This is a genomic window from Stenotrophomonas sp. (assembly GCF_050737575.1).
Lineage (GTDB): Bacteria > Pseudomonadota > Gammaproteobacteria > Xanthomonadales > Xanthomonadaceae > Stenotrophomonas.
In genome coordinates this window covers 213391-231767 of the sequence record NZ_JBOHXW010000001.1, presented here as the reverse complement: position 1 = coordinate 231767, position 18377 = coordinate 213391, and the positions used below count along the sequence as shown (strand labels likewise).

Sequence of the window (18377 nt, the reverse complement as noted above, 5' to 3'; positions counted from 1 at the left end):
GGAATCAGGCATTGCGGTTGTGGTTGCGCATGGCGCGCTGCTTCTCGATGGCCCAGTCGCGATCCTTGGCGGTGTCGCGTTTGTCGTGGGCTTGTTTGCCCTTGGCCAAGGCAATTTCGAGCTTGATCTTGTTTTTGCTCCAGTACATCGCCGTAGGCACCAGCGTGTAGCCGTCGCGTTCGATGCGGCCAATCAGCTTGTCGATCTCGCGCCGATGCAGCAGCAGCTTCCGCTGGCGGCGGTCTTCCGGAACAGTGTGGGTGGAGGCCTGGATCAGCGGCGTGATCTGGGCGCCGATCAGAAATATCTCGCCGTCCCTCACGTAGGCGTAGGCGTCGGTCATGTTGCCGCGGCCGGCGCGAATGGCCTTGATCTCCCAGCCCTGCAGTACCAGTCCGGCCTCGAAGCGCTCTTCAAGGTGGTATTCGTGACGGGCACGCTTGTTCAACGCGATGGTTTTGTCGGCCGTCGCGTTCTTTGCTTTATCCTTGCCGGTGTTCTTGCTCATTTACGTATTGTCTCCGATTCGGAGGCATTCCGGATATCCATCGTATTCCTCATGCCTACCATCCGCCGAAGCGCCCTGGTCGAACATTCTGCCGAGCGCATGTTTGACCTGGTCAATGACGTCTCCGCCTATCCGCGCCGGTTCCGCTGGTGCGACAGGGCGGACATCCTCGAACAAGGGGACCAGAAGCTGGTCGCGCGACTGGATCTGGGGCTGGGCGCGTTCCGCACCTGGTTCATGACCGAGAACACGCTGCAGCGCCCGCACAGCATTGATATGCAGTTGCGCGAAGGCCCGTTCAAGCGCCTGCATGGTCGCTGGGATTTCCAGGCGCTGGCCGACAACGCCTGCAAGGTGACCCTGGAGCTGGAGTTCGAGCCGACCTCGCGGCTGTTGGGGCCGGCGCTGGCGCTGGGCTTCCAGGGGCTGGCGGACCGCATGGTCAATGATTTCGTACGCGTGGCCGACCAGGAGGGTTGAGTCCATGCGCGTTGAAGTCGTACTGGCGTGGCCGGATCATTACCAGCGGCGAGAGCTGGAGTTGCCAGAGGGCTGCGTGGTGTCCGAGGCGGTGGAAGCGGCCGCGTTGGATACGCAGGGCGAGGTTGTGGCGTTCGCCATCCACGGGCTATTGGCGCGGCCACAACAGGTGTTGTTGGACGGTGATCGCATCGAATTGCTGCGGCCGTTGTTGGCCGACCCCAAAGAAAATCGCCGCCGGCGTGCGCGCGGCGGCGATTGAGTTTTCAAGCGGCGTTGACGCTTAGCGGCCGCCGCGCTTTTTCTTGTCCTTGGCCAGGTTGCGGCCGAACTGGCGCACGCTCTTGCGGGCGAGCTCGGCGTCCTGGGTCGGGAAGTAGTCACCCTCCCAGCGCGCCACCTGATCGTTCTCGAAGAACACCGTGAAGTTTTTCACTTCGGTGCGGCCGAGGCGGTCCACGCGCTGGCTGGCGGTGTAATCCCAGCGCTGGGCGTGGAAGGGGTCGGGAATGGACGGCGTGCCCAGCAGCGCATTGACCTGCTGCTTGCTCTGGCCAGCCTGCAGCTGGGCCACGGACTGCTCGCGAATGAGGTTGCCCTGGTAAATGGGCTGCTTGTAGATGATGCCGCAGCCGGTGGTGGACAGGGCGACTACGGCGATCAACAGGAGGTTGCGCATTGGGTAGGGCGATTTAGGATATCGGGCCGATGATACACTCCCCGGCACCCAGCGCGATCTGACCGGAGACAACTGGCGCTAAAACCGCCAATGAATACGATGGCCATGGAATCCAATGACCTGCGCAAAGTCGGCCTGAAGGTGACGCATCCGCGGATGCGCATCCTTGCCCTGCTTGAGCAAAATACCCCCCACCACCACCTCACCGCCGAAGATATCTATCGGCAGCTGCTTGATTGCGGCGACGAGATTGGCCTGGCCACGGTTTACCGTGTGCTCACCCAGTTTGAAGCAGCCGGTTTGGTGCTCAAGCACAATTTTGAAGGCGGCCAAGCGGTTTACGAGTTGGACCGCGGTGCCCACCACGACCACATGGTGGACATGGACACCGGCAAGATCATCGAGTTCGAGAGCCACGAGATCGAGCAGCTGCAGCGCAAGATCGCAGCCGATCATGGCTACGATCTGGAAGAGCATTCGCTGGTGCTGTACGTGCGTAAAAAGCGGCGTTGAGCTTGAGGTAGCGCTTTGGTGCTGCTTTGGATGTGAACAAAAACACCGGCCTTGTGCCGGTGTTTTTTGTTTGGGATTGGGATGGTGGGGCGGGGCTTTTGGAGCTCACAGCGTAAAGAGTGCCCTCACCCCAACCCCTCTCCCGTAAACGGGAGAGGGGCTTCAAGCGGTTTCGGGGCTACTGTCAGGCTTCTGTCAGGAGCTTTCGGGCGGCGGCGCGGGCTTCCTTGCTGACTTCGGCGCCGCCCAGCATGCGGGCCAGTTCTTCTTCGCGGCCCTTGGTGTCGAGCAGTTCCACCGCGCTTTGGGTCATGCCTTCGACCGGGGCCTTGCTGACGCGGTAGTGCGCGTGGCCCTTGGAGGCGACCTGCGGTAGGTGGGTAACGCACAGCACTTGGCGGTGCTCGCCGAGGGCGCGCAGTTTCTTGCCGACGATGTCGGCGATGGCGCCGCCGATGCCGGAATCCACTTCGTCGAAGACCATGGTTGGCACGGCGTCCAGCCCGAGGGCGGCCACTTCGATGGCCAGGGAGATGCGCGACAGCTCACCGCCCGAGGCGACCTTGCGCAGGGCGCGTGGCGGCTGGCCGGCGTTGGCGGCGACCAGGAATTCGACCCGCTCGGCGCCGTTGGGGTCCGGGCGTAGCTGTGTCTGTGGTTCCAGCGCGATCAGGAATTGGCCACCACCCATGCCCAGTTCGCTGATCAGTGCGGTGGTGGTGTCCGAAAGCGCCTTGGCGGCGGCTTCGCGGCTTTGGCTCAGCTGTGCGGCCTGCGTTTGCCAGTGGTTGCTGGCCTTGTCGATTTCACCGGCCAGCTTGGCCAGGCGCTCGTCGGCGCCGCGCAGCTGTTCCAGCTCGGTTTCGATGCGGTCACGGGTGTTGCCGAGTTCTTCCATTGGCACGCGGTGCTTGCGCGCCAGATCGTGCAGGCGGCCCAGGCGGCGTTCGATTTCCTCAAACGCATCCGGGTCGCTCTCCAGGTCGTCCTGGACGCGGTCCAGCTGCGCCAGCGCTTCATGCAGTTGGATGCCGGCGGCGTCGAGCATGCTGTCGACCTCACCCAGGCGGCTTTCGTGCTGGCTGACGCGGGAGAGTTCGTTGCGCACCTGCTGCAGCAGTGACAGCAGCGACGGTGAGTCGTCATCGCCATTGAGCAGGCTGCCGGCGCGCTGACAGGCTTCGATCAAGGCGGTGGAATGAGCTTGGCGGCGGTGGCTGCTGGTCAGGTTGGTGATCGCAGCCGGTTCCAGTTCCTCGCGCTGCAGCTCACCTTGTTGGTGCTCAAGGAAGCCGATGCGGTCAGTGACATCGCCTTGCTGGGACAGCGCGTCGCGCTCATCCAGTAGCGCTTGCCAGCCGGTCGTGGCGGCACGCACGGCGGCGCGTTCTGCGTCGTTGCGGGCATATGCGTCCAGTAGCGACAACTGGCTGGGGCGCGAAAGCAGCGCTTGCTGGTCGTGCTGGCCGTGGATTTCGACCAGGAAGGCCGCAAGCTCGGACAGCTGCGACACCGGCACCGGGCGGCCGTTGATGAAGGCGCGTGAGCCGCCGTCGGCGCGGATCACCCGGCGCAGCTGGCATTGGTCTTCATCGTCCAGCTCGTTGTCGCGCAGCCATTGGCGGGCTGGCGTATCGCTGTCGAGGCTGAATTCGGCCGAAAGCTCGGCGCGGCTGGCGCCGTGGCGAACCACGCCGGAGTCGGCGCGCAGGCCGGACAGAAAGCCCAGCGCGTCGACCATCAGCGATTTACCCGCGCCGGTTTCGCCTGAAACCACGGTCATGCCCGGCCCAAACTCCAGCTCGGTGGCACGGACAACAGCAAAATCCTTGATCGAAAGATGTTTGAGCATGGCGGGCAGCTAGTGGGGCCGGGCAAAGCTAGCATGTGCGCCGGACAGGTCAATGCAGAGAGCGCTAGCCGGCGCAGGATAGCGACGCACTGTCTCAAAACATGAGCCAGAACCTTGAAACCGCTGGCAACGCCCACATACGGGGCGGGGTAGGCGGGCAGAACCTCCGCCAAGGAACCGGAAATGAACCAAGATCACCCCGAAACCAATCTTGAAACCGGTGCTGATGGCGTGTTGGCCGATCAGCACGAAGCGCAGATCCAAGCCCTGCGTGCCGAACTGGAGCAGGTCAAGGAAGATGTGTTGCGCGAGCGCGCCGATCTGGAAAACCAGCGTCGGCGCGTAGCCCGCGATGTTGAGCAGGCCCGCAAGTTCGCCAACGAAAAGCTGCTGGGCGAGCTGCTGCCGGTATTCGACAGCCTGGATGCCGGCCTTGCTGCTGCGGGCGCCGAGCCGAATCCGCTGCACGAAGGCATGGAGCTGACCTACAAGCAGCTGCTGAAAGTGGCTGCCGATAACGGCCTGGCCCTGCTGAACCCGGTGGGCGAGGCCTTCAACCCGGAACACCACCAGGCCATCAGCCAGGTTGATGCCAACGGCGCAGCCCCCGGCAGCGTGGTCCAGGTGTTCCAAAAGGGCTATCTGCTCAACGAGCGCCTGCTGCGGCCGGCGTTGGTGGTGGTGGCCCGGGTCGACTGACCCACTTGGCTGGCCGCCGGTTAAACGGCGCCGGCCAACAGCAATCAGTGTTCTGGGGATGGCTTGAATGTCACCGCGCCGCCCCCCACATCCCATTCATCCCCGGCAGTTGCCGGCACCCGAATTCTCAGGAGTCCTCCCATGGGCAAGATCATTGGTATCGACCTCGGCACCACCAACTCGTGCGTGGCGATCATGGACGGCGGCAAAGCCCGCGTCATCGAAAACGCGGAAGGCGATCGCACCACGCCTTCCATCGTCGCCTACACCAAGGACGGCGAAGTGCTGGTGGGCGCCTCGGCCAAGCGCCAGGCCGTCACCAACCCGAAGAACACCTTCTACGCAGTGAAGCGCCTGATCGGCCGCAAGTTCACTGACGCCGAAGTGCAGAAGGACATCGCGCACGTGCCGTACGGCATCCTGGCGCATGACAACGGCGACGCCTGGGTACAGACCAGCGATGCCAAGAAGATGGCGCCGCAGGAAATCTCTGCCCGCGTGCTGGAAAAGATGAAGAAGACCGCCGAAGACTTCCTCGGTGAAAAGGTCACCGAAGCGGTCATCACCGTGCCGGCTTACTTCAACGACAGCCAGCGTCAGGCGACCAAGGACGCTGGCCGCATCGCCGGTCTGGACGTCAAGCGCATCATCAACGAGCCGACCGCGGCTGCCCTGGCTTATGGCCTGGACAAGGGCGACAACAAGGACCGCAAGATCGTTGTATACGACCTGGGCGGCGGCACCTTCGACGTGTCGATCATCGAGATCGCCAACGTCGACGGTGAGAAGCAGTTTGAAGTGCTGGCCACCAACGGTGACACCTTCCTGGGCGGCGAAGATTTCGACAACCGCGTCATCGAGTACCTGGTTGAAGAGTTCCAGAAGGACCAGGGCATCGACCTGCGCAAGGATCCGTTGGCTCTGCAGCGCCTGAAGGACGCCGCTGAGCGCGCCAAGATCGAGCTGTCGACCGCGCAGCAGACCGAAGTGAACCTGCCGTACGTCACCGCTGACGCGTCGGGCCCGAAGCACCTGAACATCAAGTTGACCCGCGCCAAGCTGGAAGCTTTGGTTGAAGAGCTGATCAAGCGCTCGATCGAGCCGTGCCGCGTTGCGTTGAATGACGCCGGCCTGCGTTCGAGCGACATCAGCGAAGTGATCCTGGTCGGTGGTCAGACCCGCATGCCGAAGGTGCAGCAGGCCGTGACCGAGTTCTTCGGCAAGGAACCGCGCAAGGACGTCAACCCGGACGAAGCCGTGGCACTGGGTGCTGCGATCCAGGGCGGCGTGCTGGGCGGCGACGTCAAGGACGTGCTGCTGCTGGACGTGACCCCGCTGTCGCTGGGTATCGAAACCATGGGCGGCGTGTTCACCAAGATCATCGAGAAGAACACCACGATTCCGACCAAGGCATCGCAGACGTTCTCGACGGCTGAAGACAACCAGTCGGCCGTGACCGTGCACGTGCTGCAGGGTGAGCGCGAGCAGGCCCGCTACAACAAGTCGCTGGCCAAGTTCGACCTGTCCGGCATCGAGCCGGCACCGCGCGGCATGCCGCAGGTCGAGGTGTCCTTCGACATCGACGCCAACGGCATCCTGCATGTGTCGGCCAAGGACAAGAAGACCAACAAGGAACAGAAGGTCGAGATCAAGGCCGGTTCGGGTCTGTCCGAGGACGAGATCGCACGCATGGTCGCCGACGCGGAAGCCAACCGCGAAGAAGACAAGAAGTTCCAGGAGCTGGTGCAGACCCGCAACCAGGCTGATGGCTTGATCCACGCTACCCGTAGCGCGATCACCGAGCACGGCAGCAAGGTGGGCGGCGATGTGATCGGCAAGGTTGAAGCCGCATTGGCCGACCTGGAAACGGCGATGAAGGGCGACGACAAGGCCCAGATCGAAGCCCGCGCCAAGGCGCTGGAAGAAGCGGGCCAGGCACTGTACGCCGCCGCTTCGGCAGGCGAGCAGGGTGGTGCGGCACCGGATGCCGCCGCTGCCGGCCAGGCCGCCGATGACGTGGTGGACGCTGAGTTCACCGAGGTCAAGGACGACAAGAAGTCCTGATCCAACAGGAAACGGGGGTGATGGCTTCGGCCATCGCCCCTTTCCTGTCCTGCAACACCTGGTCCTGACAAACGGGCAAGCCGACGTCGGGGCGCCCAGCAGAGGGGCGGAAGCGGTTCCGCTCCTTTGTTTTGACGAATCCCGAGCCACGGAACCCGATTCCCGAAATGAGCAAGCGCGACTATTACGAAGTTCTGGGCGTAGCCCGCACCGCCACCGACGAGGAGCTGAAGAAGTCCTACCGTCGCTGCGCGATGAAATTCCACCCGGATCGCAACCCGGGTGATGCTGGCGCCGAAGCCTCCTTCAAGGAGTGCAAGGAAGCCTACGAAACCCTGTCCGACGGCAACAAGCGGCGCATGTACGACGCACACGGCCATGCAGCTTTCGAGCACGGCATGGGTGGTGGCGGCGGCCCGGGCGGCCCGGACATGAACGATATCTTTGGCGATATCTTCGGCAATATTTTTGGCGGCGGTGGCGGTGGTCCACGCCAGCCGCGTCGCGGTGCCGACATCGGCTACGTGATGGAGCTGGATCTGGAAGAAGCGGTGGCCGGCGTCGAACGTCGCATCGAAATCCCGACCCTGGCTGAGTGTGGCGACTGCGATGGCAGCGGCTCGGAAGACGGCAAGGTGGACACCTGCAACGTCTGCGGTGGTCGCGGCCAGGTGCGTGTGCAGCGCGGCATCTTCGCGATGCAGCAGGCATGCCACAACTGCGACGGACGCGGCCAGATCATCGCCAAGCCCTGTCACACCTGCCACGGCAATGGCCGTGTCGAGGAAGACAAGGTGCTGTCGGTGAAGGTGCCGGCCGGCGTCGATACCGGTGACCGTATCCGCCTGCAGGGCGAAGGCGAAGCTGGCCCGGCGGGCACGCCGGCAGGCGATCTGTATGTGGAAGTGCGCGTGCGCGACCATCCCATCTTCACCCGCGACGGCGACGACCTGCACTGCGAAGTGCCGATCCGCATTTCGCAGGCGGCGTTGGGCGATGCGATCCGCGTGGGCACGCTGGGCGGCGAGGCGGAAATCCGCATCCCGGCCGAAACCCAGACCGGCAAGCTGTTCCGTCTGCGTGGCAAGGGCGTCAAGTCGGTGCGCAGCCGCACCGAAGGCGATCTGTACTGCCGCATTGTGGTGGAAACGCCGGTCAACCTCACTGCTGATCAGCGCAAGCTGCTGGAGCAGTTCGAGGCGAGCTTCAGTGGTGAGGACGCGCGCAAGCACTCGCCGAAGTCGGCGACGTTCCTCGATGGCGTCAAAGGCTTCTGGGAACGCATGAAGTCCTAAGGCTTCACTTGCATTGCCGAGCTTTGCTCGGCACCACCTGGTGCATAAAAAAGTCGCAGCGTGCTGCGGCTTTTTTTTGTCATGACGTTCGGTATTGGTTGCGCGCGCAATCGTCCACCGCCGCATGCCGGTGTGCGGAAGTAGAATGCAGCCATGAATGAAGTCGACCCCAGCCATCTCGTGCACGGTCGTCGGCAACGCCCGGATGGGCCGTTGCCGGTGGACGTGATTTCCGTCCAATCGCAGCTGGTATACGGCCATGCAGGCAATAGTGCGGCGGTGCCACCGTTGCGCGCGCTGGGCCTGCGCGTCGCTGAGATTCCCACCACGTTGTTGAGCAACGCGCCGTTCTATTCGACGCTGCGCGGGCGTGTATTGCCTGCCGATTGGTTTGCCGATCTGCTGCTCGGCACCCAGGAGCGTGGCTTGCCGCAACGCGCCAGCATGCTGGTGTCCGGTTACTTCGGCAGCGTTGGCAACGGCACTGCGTTCGCCGATTGGCTGGACGAGGTGTTGCCGCAATCGCCGGGCCTGCGTTACTGCCTGGATCCGGTGATTGGTGACACTCACACCGGCCCTTATGTGGAGCCGGGTTTGGAGCGCGTGTTTGCCGAACGTCTGTTGCCGCATTCGTGGTTGGTGACGCCGAATGCGTTCGAGCTGGGTCGGCTGACTGGCATGCCGTCGCTGGAACAGGACGACGCCATCGCCGCATCGCGCATGTTGCTGGAGCGTGGCCCGGAATGGGTGATCGCGCATTCGGTGTCCGGTGATCCCGGCGAGTTGGTGACGCTGGCCATCGGTCGCGATGAAATCTGGCGCTGGACCTCGCCGCATCTGCCGGTGGATGTGGCTGGTACCGGCGACGTGTTGATGTCGCTGCTGGTGGCGTTCCTGATCAAGGGCCACACGTTTGAGGATTCTGTCGGGCGTGCGATTGCCGGTGTGCACGCGGCGCTGGAAGTCACGCTCAGCGATGGCGTCGAAGAGTTCGACGTGCTGGCCGCAGTGCCGGCGGCGTTGGCGACACCGCATCGCTTCCGTGCCGAGCGCCTGAAGTGAGCCGGCATTCGGTGGCGCGCCCGTTGATCGGCATTGTGGGTAGCGGCGGTGCGTACGGCCGCTGGTTGCGTGGTTTTTTCGAGGCACGCATGGGCTTGGAGGTCATCGGCCACGATCCGGTTGATCCGGCATCGCAGACGCCGGAAGAGTTGCTGGCGCAGGCCGATGTGCTGTTGTTCTCCGCACCGATCCGCTGCACGCCCGCATTGATCCGCGAGTACGTGCAGCAATCGGCCGGTCGCGAGCGCGGGCGGCTCTGGTTGGATGTCACCTCGGTGAAAGCCGAGCCGGTAGCGGCGATGTTGGAATCGCAGGCGTCGGTCGCAGGCCTGCACCCGATGACCGCACCGCCCAAAGCGCCGACGCTCAAGGGCCGGGTGATGGTGGTCTGCGAAGCGCGGCTGGATGCGCGTTGGCAGACCTGGCTGGACGAACTGTGCATCGCCCTGCAGGCCGAATGCGTGCGCGGCACCGCCGAGCACCACGACCGGGTGATGGCGCTGGTGCAGGCAATGGTGCATGCCACACACCTGGCGCAGGCCGGCGTGCTGCGCGAGTACGCACCGTTGCTCGGTCAGTTGCAGGAATTGATGCCCTACCGCTCGGCCGCGTTTGAACTGGACGCGGCGATCATCTCGCGCATCCTGACCTTGAATCCGGCCATCTACGAAGACATCCAGTTCGGCAATCCGCATGCGGGCGAAGTGCTGGACCATCTGCTCGATCAACTCACGCGCCTGCGCGCGCTATTGGCCGACGGCGACGACACGGCTCGCGCTGCGTTCCGCCAGCAGTTCCTGGGCGACAACCGCCAAGCGCTGGGCGAGCAGACGCTGCGCGATGGCAACTACAGCTTTGAGCGCGTGGGTTATCTGCTGGCCGACCTGACCGATACGCGCGCGATGAGTGTGCATCTGCCGGAGGACCGCCCGGGTTCATTGCGCGAGTTGCTGCATATCTTCGAGCGCCACGGCATCAGTCTTGCGTCGATCCATTCCTCACGTACGCCCAGCGGTGAAGTGCATTTCCGTATGGGCTTCGTGCAGGCCTACGCGGCGGACGTGTTGGCAGCCGCTGTCGAAGAGATCAATCGCAGCGGCATCGGCCGCGTGTTGGAGCGCTGAGCATCGGCGGGGCGAGGTGACGCGCGTATTTCCCGCATCGTGCCGGGTGAAGGAGGCGTTGCTCCCGCGCTCATGACCCGGAGAAGCGCAACGCGCCGGGAGCGCGGGACAACACGAAGTCTGTCGGGGAGTTTGGGCGACGCGATCAGCCCGATCGCGTCGCGCGGCAGTCTCAATCAGTGAGATGCAGGTGTGCAGTAATCCACAGCGGGTGTGGATGAGGTGTTCACAACCATGTGGATAATCGTCGGCAGGCCTTGGGGCATAAGGCTGTCAAGACAGTTGCCTAATTTTTGACCAATAGACGGCCATATCGGCAAAGCCCATTCATTTTCAGGCGCGATACGGCTGGCTTAGTGACAGCGTGACCTCGCCATCAGAGGTGGAAAGGCGGCCGCCTTCGCGCACCAAGGCGCGGCCGTCGGCCAGTTCATAGCGCGTTGAATGCGCCGCGCCGCCGTCTTCATCTTTGAACTCGATGACGATCCAGCTTTCGCCATCGTCAGTGGTTGCCGGAAATTGTCTGAACGCCATGGTGCTGCCTCCTGTGCGGGGACGCGGTGCAGGTCGCCGCACCGCAGGACGAGCTTGCCGCTGGCCGCGTTATGCCGGTGTTACCTGCGCGTTCTCAATCAATGAACTGCAGTCGCGCCAGCTCGGCGTACAGGCCGTCCTGCGCCAACAGTTCGGCATGCGTGCCCTGCGCGACGATGCGGCCGTGGTCCATCACCACGATGCGGTCGGCCTTGAGTACGGTGGCCAGGCGGTGGGCGATGACCAATGTGGTGCGGCCGGTCATCAACCGCTCCAGCGCCTGCTGCACCGCGCGTTCGCTTTGTGCGTCCAACGCGCTGGTGGCTTCGTCCAGCAGCAGCACCGGTGCGTCCTTGAGCAGCGCACGGGCGATGGCGATGCGTTGTTGCTGGCCACCGGACAGGCGCGCGCCGCGTTCGCCGAGGTCGCTGGCGTAGCCTTCCGGCAACTGGCTGAGGAATTCATCGGCTTCGGCCGAGCGCGCGGCAGCGCGCACTTCGTCATCGCTGGCTTCCAGCCGGCCATAGCGGATGTTGTCCATCGCACTGGCGCCGAACAACGCGGGTTGCTGCGGCACCAGCGCAATCTTCTGGCGCAGTTGCGACGGGTCGAGCTGGCGCAGGTCCACGCCGTCCAGACGCACGCTGCCGGCGTCCGGGTCATGGAAGCGCAGCAGCAGCGACAACACCGTGCTCTTGCCGGCGCCGGAAGGCCCGACCAGTGCCACGGTCTCGCCGGGTGCCACGACCAGATCGAAATTCTCCAGCGCGGGACGATCCGGCCGCTGCGGATAGTGGAACGACACCTGATCGAAACGGATCTCGCCGCGCAGCGGGCTTGGCAGCGGCGCAGGAGTGGCCGGCGCGATGATCTGCGAACTCTCTTCCAGCAACTCTGCGATGCGGCCCATGCCACCGCTGGCACGTTGCAGCTCGTTCCAGACTTCGGCCAGCGCACCGACCGAGCCGCCGCCGATCAACGCGTACAGCACGAACTGGCCGAGCGTGCCGGCGGTCATGTTGCCGTCGACCACGTCGTGCGCGCCGGACCACAACACCGCAACGATGGCGCCGAACACCAGCACGATGGCGATGGCCGTCACGAACGCCTGCGTGCCGATACGCCGCCGCGCGGTAGCGACGGAGATTTTCAGCGCGCTCTCAAAGCGGCCACGTTCGTAGGGTTCACGCGCGTGCGCCTGCACCGTGCGGACCGCCCCGAGCGTTTCGGCAGCGAGTGCATTGGCATCGGCAACACGGTCCTGGCTGGCGCGGGAGATTTTCTGCAGGCGACGCGAACCCAGCACGATGGGCAGCACGGCCAGCGGAATGCCGATCAGCGAATACAGCGCCAACTGCGGGCTGGTGATGAACAACATCACCATGCTGCCGATGACGGTGACCACGCTGCGCAACGCAACCGACATGGTGGAGCCGATCACGCTGCGCAGTAGTTCGCTGTCGGCGGACAGGCGCGACACCAGTTCGCCGCTGCGGTTGCGGTCGTGGAAGCCGGCGTCCAGGCCGATCAGGTGCGCGTACAACCGGCCGCGCAGGTCGGCCACTACTTTTTCGCCCAGCAACGATACGAAGAAGAAGCGCGCCGCCGTTGCCAGCGCCAACACCACGGCGACCACAAACAACAGGCTGAAGGCGCGGTTGATTTCGCCGCCGCCGGAGAAGCCGTGGTCGATCATCTGCTTGACCGCCATCGGCAGGCTCAAGGTGGCCGTCGACGACACCGCCAGCGCGATCAACCACGCACTGAACAAGCCGCCGTGACGGCGCACGAATGGCCAGAGCGTGCGCAGGCTGCCCAGCTTCTGCAGGCGCGGCGGGGGAGTGTCGGTACGCGGTGTGTCAGTCATTGCGGTCAGGCTCGCTCAGGCGCAGGCGGTCACGGGTGGCATCACGCAGGCGGATCGCCAGCGCGTCGAGGCGGTCGGCCGGAAGGCGTACATGCAGGCGTAGACCTTCAGGCAGAAATTGTTCGTCCAGTTTTTCGGCACCGGCGCTGCCCAGCAAGGTATGGACGATACCCATGTCCTCGAAACCGCACTGCAGGATGCGTTCGGCCATGGGCACCAGCGGGCTGCGCGGGGCCAGTCGCAGGCATTCGGCAGCGGTGCCGCCATAGGCGCGGACCAGGCCGCCGGCGCCAAGTTTGATGCCGCCGTACCAGCGCGTCACCACCACCACGACGCGGTCGTAACCCTGACCATCAATCGCGGCGAGGATCGGCCGTCCTGCGGTGCCGGAAGGTTCGCCGTCATCGCTGGAACGGTACTCGTTGCCGTGCCGGTAGGCCCAGCAGTTGTGTGTTGCATCGGCCACGGACACCGCATCGACAAAGCTCAGCGCATCGGCCGCATTGCCGATGGGTGCGGCGTGCGCGATGAAGCGGCTGTGCTTGATTTCCAACTCGTGGCTGGCGGGCGCGGCAAGGGTGTCGAGCATTGCTCGCCATTCTAGTGGCTGGCGATGAGGCTGTCCGGTGTGCGGGCCGTACCGGGCTGGAACGGCTTCATACGCCCAACGAGTGATTCAGCGCCGCAGCCCTTGTAGTCGGGTGAGCGCAGGCGCACCCGGGGGCAGGTGCGCGATGGGAAGCGGCGAATGTGCGGCAATTCACCCGGAGCAGTTGGCATGCGCATCGCATCCCGGTGCTGTGCGCGCTTACGCTTACCCGGTCTGCGGTGAGCTTCCATACCTGCAGCGCGGCTGGCCTCAATCCTTGAGCAGAGGCCGCAGGTCGCGCGGGATGCGTGCTTCGGGATAGTCCTGCACGAAGCGGCGCAGGCTGGCGCGGGCGCCTTCGATGTCACCGCTGTCGTGGCGTTCGCGGATTTTGTGCAGCCACCTCTGGCGCGACAGCGAGGCATCGGCGCTGACGTCGATCAACTGCTGCAACTGCGCGCGTTCGGCGACGAGGTTTCCGTTGTCGGCAGCCGGATCGGTCGGCGGCGATGGTGCGGGGATGCGGAACTGCATCGCACGCTCGCCGGATTCGGCGGACGATATTGCGGTCCTTTTCGCGGCCTGTTCGACACCGATGGATTTGGCCAGCGGGGCGGCTGCCGGTGCTGGTGGTGCTGGCGCATACGCAGGCGCTGCTGCGGGCAGGTCTGCCGAGTACGACGCATCCGATGCTTCCTGATCGGTCTGGCTCGCTGCGACATCGCTTGCGATAACTGGCGCGGGAACGGGAGCTGGCGGGCGCTCGGGCTTTGCAGGAGTGGTCGCCACCACGCGTGGTGCTGGAGGCGGCGCAGGCGCTGTCGCCGGCGTCATTGCGTTCGGCACGGTATCGGCGGCGGCTTCAGCCGCAGGTTCCGAAAAAGGAGCACTGGCTGCGGCGGAAGCGGCAGCGGACTCCTGTAAGGCAGGCGGCGGAGGCGTCACCGGCCGCAACTGCCAGGCCAGGCCAACCACCAACACCAGCGAGGCGGCCGCTGCCAGCGACGAAAACACGCGGCGGCGACGTGCCCAGTTGCCACTGTGAACGCGCTGCACTGGCGTAGTCGTGGTCGATGAAGCGTGTGACTGGGCCGGTGCGGCGCTCTGCGCCGTGCGTGCCATTGCCAGAATGTCGGCATCGAGACGGGCGCTGGGGCCGGCGGCGGGGTCGGGACGGCCGAGCAGGCGCGCCAGCTCGCGTTCTTCCGGGGTCAGCCTGTCGTCGGAGATGTTCATTCACTCAACCTCGCGCGCAGCTTGTCCATCGCGTAACGCAGTCGCGACTTGACGGTTTCCCGGCCAACGCCGGTGATCTGCCCGATCTCGTCCAGGCTCAGTTCCTGCTCCAGTCGCAGCAGCACCACTTCCTGCTGTTCCGGCGGCAGCTCGGCCAATGCCTGATGAAGCTGTAGGCGCTGGGCTTGCTCGTCGGCCAGTAGTTCGGGGGTGCAGGTGTCGGCCAAGCGTGCGGTGCGTTCTTCTGCGTCGTCCGGCGCTACCGGGCGATGACGGGACGCGCGCCAATGATCGTTGAGCCGGTTGTGGGCAATGCGGAACAGCCAGGTGGTGAACGCGGCGTCCGGTTTCCAGCCCGTGCGGGCATGGATCATCTTCTGCCAGACGTCCTGAAACAGCTCCTCGGCCAGTGGCCGGTCGCGCAGTTGGCCCAACAGATAATGAAAAAGCCGGGCGCGGTGACGCGCGTACAGCTGCGTAAACGCCTCGGTATCGCCGCCTGCGTAGGCCAGCATCAGCGTTTCGTCAGTCGGGGCGTGCACGGCGGTATCCACGGGGCGCAAGCCTAAGTGCTGGCGCGGTTTCTGCCTAGCCGGCAGTCAGGCTGCGGCGCCCGCTCATTCATGTAAGTGAAGCGAAAATTCTGATGTCGGCGAACCCTCCGCAGGGCGGCCGGGACGGTATGCTGCGCGGCAGGGGGAACTCCAAGTGATTGGGGTCCAGAGAGAGCGGATATAGATGTCGCATAGCGAGCTTGAGGCGCGTTCCGGAACACCACGCGTAGAAGTACGAACGCCCATCACCGACGTGGTGGCGACATTGCAGGGGCTGCTTCCTGTCGGCACGGCGGTTGCGCTGGCGTGGCATGACATCACCTTGGGGCAGGGAAGTTACTGCTTGCCCTCCACTGCGGATGCCCTGCGCGGGCATGCTGAGCTGGCGTTGCATGAGGGATTGACCGATGCGGCGTTGGCCGCGGGGTCATTTGCATGGGAACACGAAAACGGCGCGCGCCTGGTGCTGTTGCTGCGGGCCGAGACTGCGCTGGAACCCGCGCAGTTGCAGGCATGGCAGAACGCGGCGCGGGTGCAGATTGGGTGCGCGCTGGAGTCGATGAGCCAGCGCCTGCAGATCGAGGAGCTGCAACGTTCCAAGCAACTGCAGAAGGCGCTGTTCGAAATTGCCGACCTGGCCGGCTCCGATCTGGCAATGCCGGAGATGCTGTCCTACTTCCATCGCATCCTGCGCTCGTTGATGTATGCGGAAAACTGCTACATCGTCGTCTGCGACGAGCAGCAGAGCAGTCTGGAGTTTCTCTACTTCATTGATACCCAGGACAGCTTCGTGCCCGAGACAGGGCGCAGCTATCGCTACGAGGAAATGCCCGGCAGCCTGACGTTCGCGGTGCTGCGGCATGGCCGGGTGATCAGCGGGCCGTCGCGTGATCTGGTGCAGTTCCTGGAGCACCCGGCCGACCAGATGGAAGGCCTGGAAAGCGCTGATTGGCTGGGCGTGCCGATGTGGCGCGACAACCGGGTCTGCGGCGCCATCGTCGTGCAGAGCTATGTGGCCGAGGCCAGTTACGGCGCCGAAGAACGCGCGGTACTGAACTTCGTCGCCAAGCACATCCTGACCGCGATGGACCGCTTGCAGGCGCACCTGCAACTGGAAGAACGCGTGTCGCAGCGCACCCAGGATCTGGAGCGCATCAACGACCACTTGCAGGCGGAGATCATTGAACGCCGCCGTGCCGAGCAGTTGCAGGCCGCGTTGTTCAATATTTCCGAATTGGCGATGACCGGCCACGGCGAGGGCGAGTTCCACGCTGAGGTGCACGAGATCATCGGCGGCTTGTTGGATGCCAGCAATTTCTACGTGGCGATGGTGACGCCGGACGGCCACGGTATCGAGTTCGTTTACTCGGTGGACCGCTTCAACCGGGAACGCGCGCCGCGTCCTTTCAGCAATGGATTGACCGAATACACGCTGCAACGCCGCGAACCGGTGCTGGCTTCGCGTGCAGATATCGACGTGTTGATCGCCGCCGGTGAGCTGCATGAATTCGGCGCGAAATCGCAGTGCTGGTTGGGCGTGCCGCTGTTCAATGACGATGAAGTGGCAGGTGTGATCGCGGTGCAGAGTTACAGCCCGAATGTGGCGTTCACCGCTGACGACCAGCGCCTGCTGGTGTTCGTCGCACGCACTATCGGCAATGCGCTCGCACGCCAGCGTGATCGGCAGCGGCTGGTGCAGGCCCATGCCGATCTGGAGCAGCGGGTGAGCGAGCGCACCCAGGAACTGGGCGAGTTGAATCGCAAGCTGCGCGGACAGATCGGCGAGCGCATGCGCGCCGAGCAACGTTTGACTCACCTTGCGATGCACGACGTGCTGACCGGTTTGCCCAATCGCCTGCATCTGCAGGATCGGCTGGAGCGGGCCATCGCCAATGCGGAGCAGGGCATCAACTCCGACTTCGCCTTGATGTTCCTCGACCTGGACCGCTTCAAATGGGTCAACGACAGTATTGGACACGCCGCCGGTGACCGCATGCTGGTGGAGGTGGCGCGTCGCTTGGTGGGCCTTGCAGGGCCGGAAGACGTGGTTGCGCGCTTGGGCGGTGACGAATTTGCGTTGCTGGTCAATTGCGAGCGCGGCGCGGACACGGCGATGGAGTTGGGGCGCCGGCTGTTGAAAGCGCTGGAAGCATCGATGTGGGTGGACGGGCGCGAGTTGTTCCCCTCCGGCAGCATCGGCATCGCGTTGTGGGACCCGCGCTACACCTCTGGCGCGGATCTGCTGCGCGACGCGGATGCGGCGATGTACCGCGCCAAGCTCAAGGGACAGGATCGCTGCGTGATGTTCGATGGCGCGATGCACGAAGAGGCAATGCGCAGCCTGGAGTTGGAGGCCGACCTTCGGCGTGCGATCAAGAAGCAGGACTTCGTGCCGTTCTATCAGCCCATCGTCTCGCTGCAGGATCGGAAAGTGGTCGGGCACGAAGCGCTGCTGCGCTGGAAGCACGAGCAGCGCGGCATGTTGTTGCCGGGCGATTTCCTGGAGCTGGGCGAGGAAAGCGGCCTGATCGAAGAAGTCGACTGGCTGATCTACGAGCAGGTGATGACGGACCTTGCCGGCTCGGCGCACGGCTACATTTCGGTGAACGTGTCGCCGCGACATTTCCGTTCTGCCGAGTTCTCCTCACGCCTGCTCGGTTTGATGGATGCGGTCGGCGCTGCGCCGGATCGTCTGCGCGTGGAAATCACCGAAATGGCGCTGCTGGACGATGCGCCGCGAACCCTGCGCACACTGCATCAGTTGCGCGAGCGCGGCATCGTGGTGCAGTTGGATGATTTCGGTACCGGTTACTCGGCGCTGTCCTATCTGCACCGGTTCCCGATCAACGCATTGAAGGTGGATCGCAGCTTCGTCGCCGGCCTGCATGCCGAAGACGGCAACAACACGCTGGCGCTGGTCGAAGGCGTGTTGTCGCTGGCCCGCACGCTGGGGATCGAAACCATTGGCGAAGGCGTGGAAACGCAGCGCCAACTGCAGACCTTGCAGGACCTTGGATGCAACTTCGGTCAGGGCTACCTGCTGGGTTACCCGGCACCGCGCGAAGAAACCCTGCTGCGGATGCGATAGCCTCCGCATGCAGCACGCCATGCGCTGGGTTCCTTCACCAGCGCTGCGCTCTTTCCCGTTGAGCCGCACCTCGATGAGATCGAGGCGCTTGGCTGCCTATCGTTTCATCACGCGCCAGGGTCTTACCGCAACGCGCTGCGCTTCTTTTCGTCGAGCCGCGCCTCAGGAGCAGCAAGGCGCCGGATTGCTTGCCGCGTCGCCACGCGCCAGAGTCTTACCGCAACGCGCTGCGC

17 protein-coding genes are annotated in these 18377 nt (G+C 64.3%); 9 read left to right on the top strand and 8 right to left on the bottom strand.

The genetic code is table 11. The features are described from left to right. Positions 1-4 precede the first annotated feature (4 nt). Entirely contained in the window at positions 5-508 is a 504-nt protein-coding gene (gene smpB / locus ACREP4_RS01020) for an SsrA-binding protein SmpB (protein ID WP_431594351.1), read from the bottom strand. Between the two features lie 51 nt (positions 509-559). Between smpB and ACREP4_RS01015 the strand changes: the two genes are divergently transcribed. Both ACREP4_RS01015 and ACREP4_RS01010 read left to right on the top strand, forming a co-directional pair. Next, a complete protein-coding gene (locus ACREP4_RS01015; protein WP_431594350.1) occupies positions 560-988 on the top strand; it encodes a type II toxin-antitoxin system RatA family toxin in 429 nt (142 codons plus the stop codon). A gap of 4 nt (positions 989-992) precedes the next feature. Beyond that, on the top strand, positions 993-1250 hold the full coding sequence (locus ACREP4_RS01010; protein ID WP_431594349.1) for an RnfH family protein: 258 nt from the start codon (positions 993-995) through the stop codon (positions 1248-1250). Positions 1251-1271: 21 nt separating this feature from the next. Here the strand turns inward: ACREP4_RS01010 and ACREP4_RS01005 are convergent, their stop codons facing one another. Continuing rightward, positions 1272-1667 (bottom strand): outer membrane protein assembly factor BamE, encoded by a 396-nt coding sequence (locus ACREP4_RS01005; RefSeq protein WP_431594348.1) that lies wholly within the window; start codon positions 1665-1667, stop codon positions 1272-1274. A 105-nt stretch (positions 1668-1772) separates the two neighbouring features. On the opposite strand from ACREP4_RS01005, the gene fur reads away from it, so the two are divergent. Further along, on the top strand, positions 1773-2180 hold the full coding sequence (gene fur, locus ACREP4_RS01000; protein ID WP_431594762.1) for a ferric iron uptake transcriptional regulator: 408 nt from the start codon (positions 1773-1775) through the stop codon (positions 2178-2180). A 184-nt stretch (positions 2181-2364) separates the two neighbouring features. On the opposite strand, the gene recN is transcribed toward fur, so the two are convergent. Then, complete coding sequence (gene recN / locus ACREP4_RS00995; protein WP_431594347.1) at positions 2365-4032, bottom strand: DNA repair protein RecN; 1668 nt, start codon at positions 4030-4032, stop codon at positions 2365-2367. 183 nt (positions 4033-4215) lie between these two features. On the opposite strand from recN, the gene grpE reads away from it, so the two are divergent. From grpE to ACREP4_RS00970, 5 genes are all read left to right on the top strand, one after another. Further along, positions 4216-4731 carry a nucleotide exchange factor GrpE gene (grpE, locus tag ACREP4_RS00990; RefSeq protein WP_431594346.1) on the top strand — a complete coding sequence of 172 codons (516 nt, stop codon included), beginning with the start codon at positions 4216-4218 and terminating at the stop codon, positions 4729-4731. Positions 4732-4872: 141 nt separating this feature from the next. Beyond that, positions 4873-6795 (top strand): molecular chaperone DnaK, encoded by a 1923-nt coding sequence (gene dnaK / locus ACREP4_RS00985; protein WP_431594345.1) that lies wholly within the window; start codon positions 4873-4875, stop codon positions 6793-6795. Between the two features lie 167 nt (positions 6796-6962). Beyond that, entirely contained in the window at positions 6963-8090 is a 1128-nt protein-coding gene (gene dnaJ, locus ACREP4_RS00980; RefSeq protein WP_431594344.1) for a molecular chaperone DnaJ, read from the top strand. Between the two features lie 153 nt (positions 8091-8243). After that, complete coding sequence (gene pdxY / locus ACREP4_RS00975; protein ID WP_431594343.1) at positions 8244-9152, top strand: pyridoxal kinase; 909 nt, start codon at positions 8244-8246, stop codon at positions 9150-9152. Continuing rightward, on the top strand, positions 9149-10276 hold the full coding sequence (locus ACREP4_RS00970; RefSeq protein ID WP_431594342.1) for a prephenate dehydrogenase: 1128 nt from the start codon (positions 9149-9151) through the stop codon (positions 10274-10276). Before pdxY ends, ACREP4_RS00970 begins: the two co-directional genes overlap by 4 nt. A gap of 333 nt (positions 10277-10609) precedes the next feature. Here the strand turns inward: ACREP4_RS00970 and ACREP4_RS00965 are convergent, their stop codons facing one another. The 5 genes from ACREP4_RS00965 to ACREP4_RS00945 all read right to left on the bottom strand — a co-directional run bounded on the left by ACREP4_RS00965 (position 10610) and on the right by ACREP4_RS00945 (position 15017). Beyond that, positions 10610-10810: a hypothetical protein gene (locus ACREP4_RS00965; protein WP_431594341.1), complete on the bottom strand. Its 201-nt coding sequence runs from the start codon at positions 10808-10810 to the stop codon at positions 10610-10612. A 94-nt stretch (positions 10811-10904) separates the two neighbouring features. Beyond that, complete coding sequence (locus tag ACREP4_RS00960; protein ID WP_431594340.1) at positions 10905-12677, bottom strand: ABC transporter transmembrane domain-containing protein; 1773 nt, start codon at positions 12675-12677, stop codon at positions 10905-10907. Next, positions 12670-13266: an IMPACT family protein gene (locus ACREP4_RS00955; protein WP_431594339.1), complete on the bottom strand. Its 597-nt coding sequence runs from the start codon at positions 13264-13266 to the stop codon at positions 12670-12672. Before ACREP4_RS00955 ends, ACREP4_RS00960 begins: the two co-directional genes overlap by 8 nt. 270 nt (positions 13267-13536) lie before the next feature. After that, positions 13537-14502: a hypothetical protein gene (locus ACREP4_RS00950; RefSeq protein ID WP_431594338.1), complete on the bottom strand. Its 966-nt coding sequence runs from the start codon at positions 14500-14502 to the stop codon at positions 13537-13539. Further along, the gene (locus tag ACREP4_RS00945) at positions 14499-15017 is read right to left on the bottom strand and encodes an RNA polymerase sigma factor (protein WP_431594761.1); all 519 of its coding nucleotides are present in this window, start codon (positions 15015-15017) and stop codon (positions 14499-14501) included. Before ACREP4_RS00945 ends, ACREP4_RS00950 begins: the two co-directional genes overlap by 4 nt. A 223-nt stretch (positions 15018-15240) precedes the next feature. Between ACREP4_RS00945 and ACREP4_RS00940 the strand changes: the two genes are divergently transcribed. Beyond that, entirely contained in the window at positions 15241-18144 is a 2904-nt protein-coding gene (locus tag ACREP4_RS00940; protein WP_431594337.1) for a bifunctional diguanylate cyclase/phosphodiesterase, read from the top strand. The last annotated feature ends 233 nt before the right edge of the window (positions 18145-18377 follow it).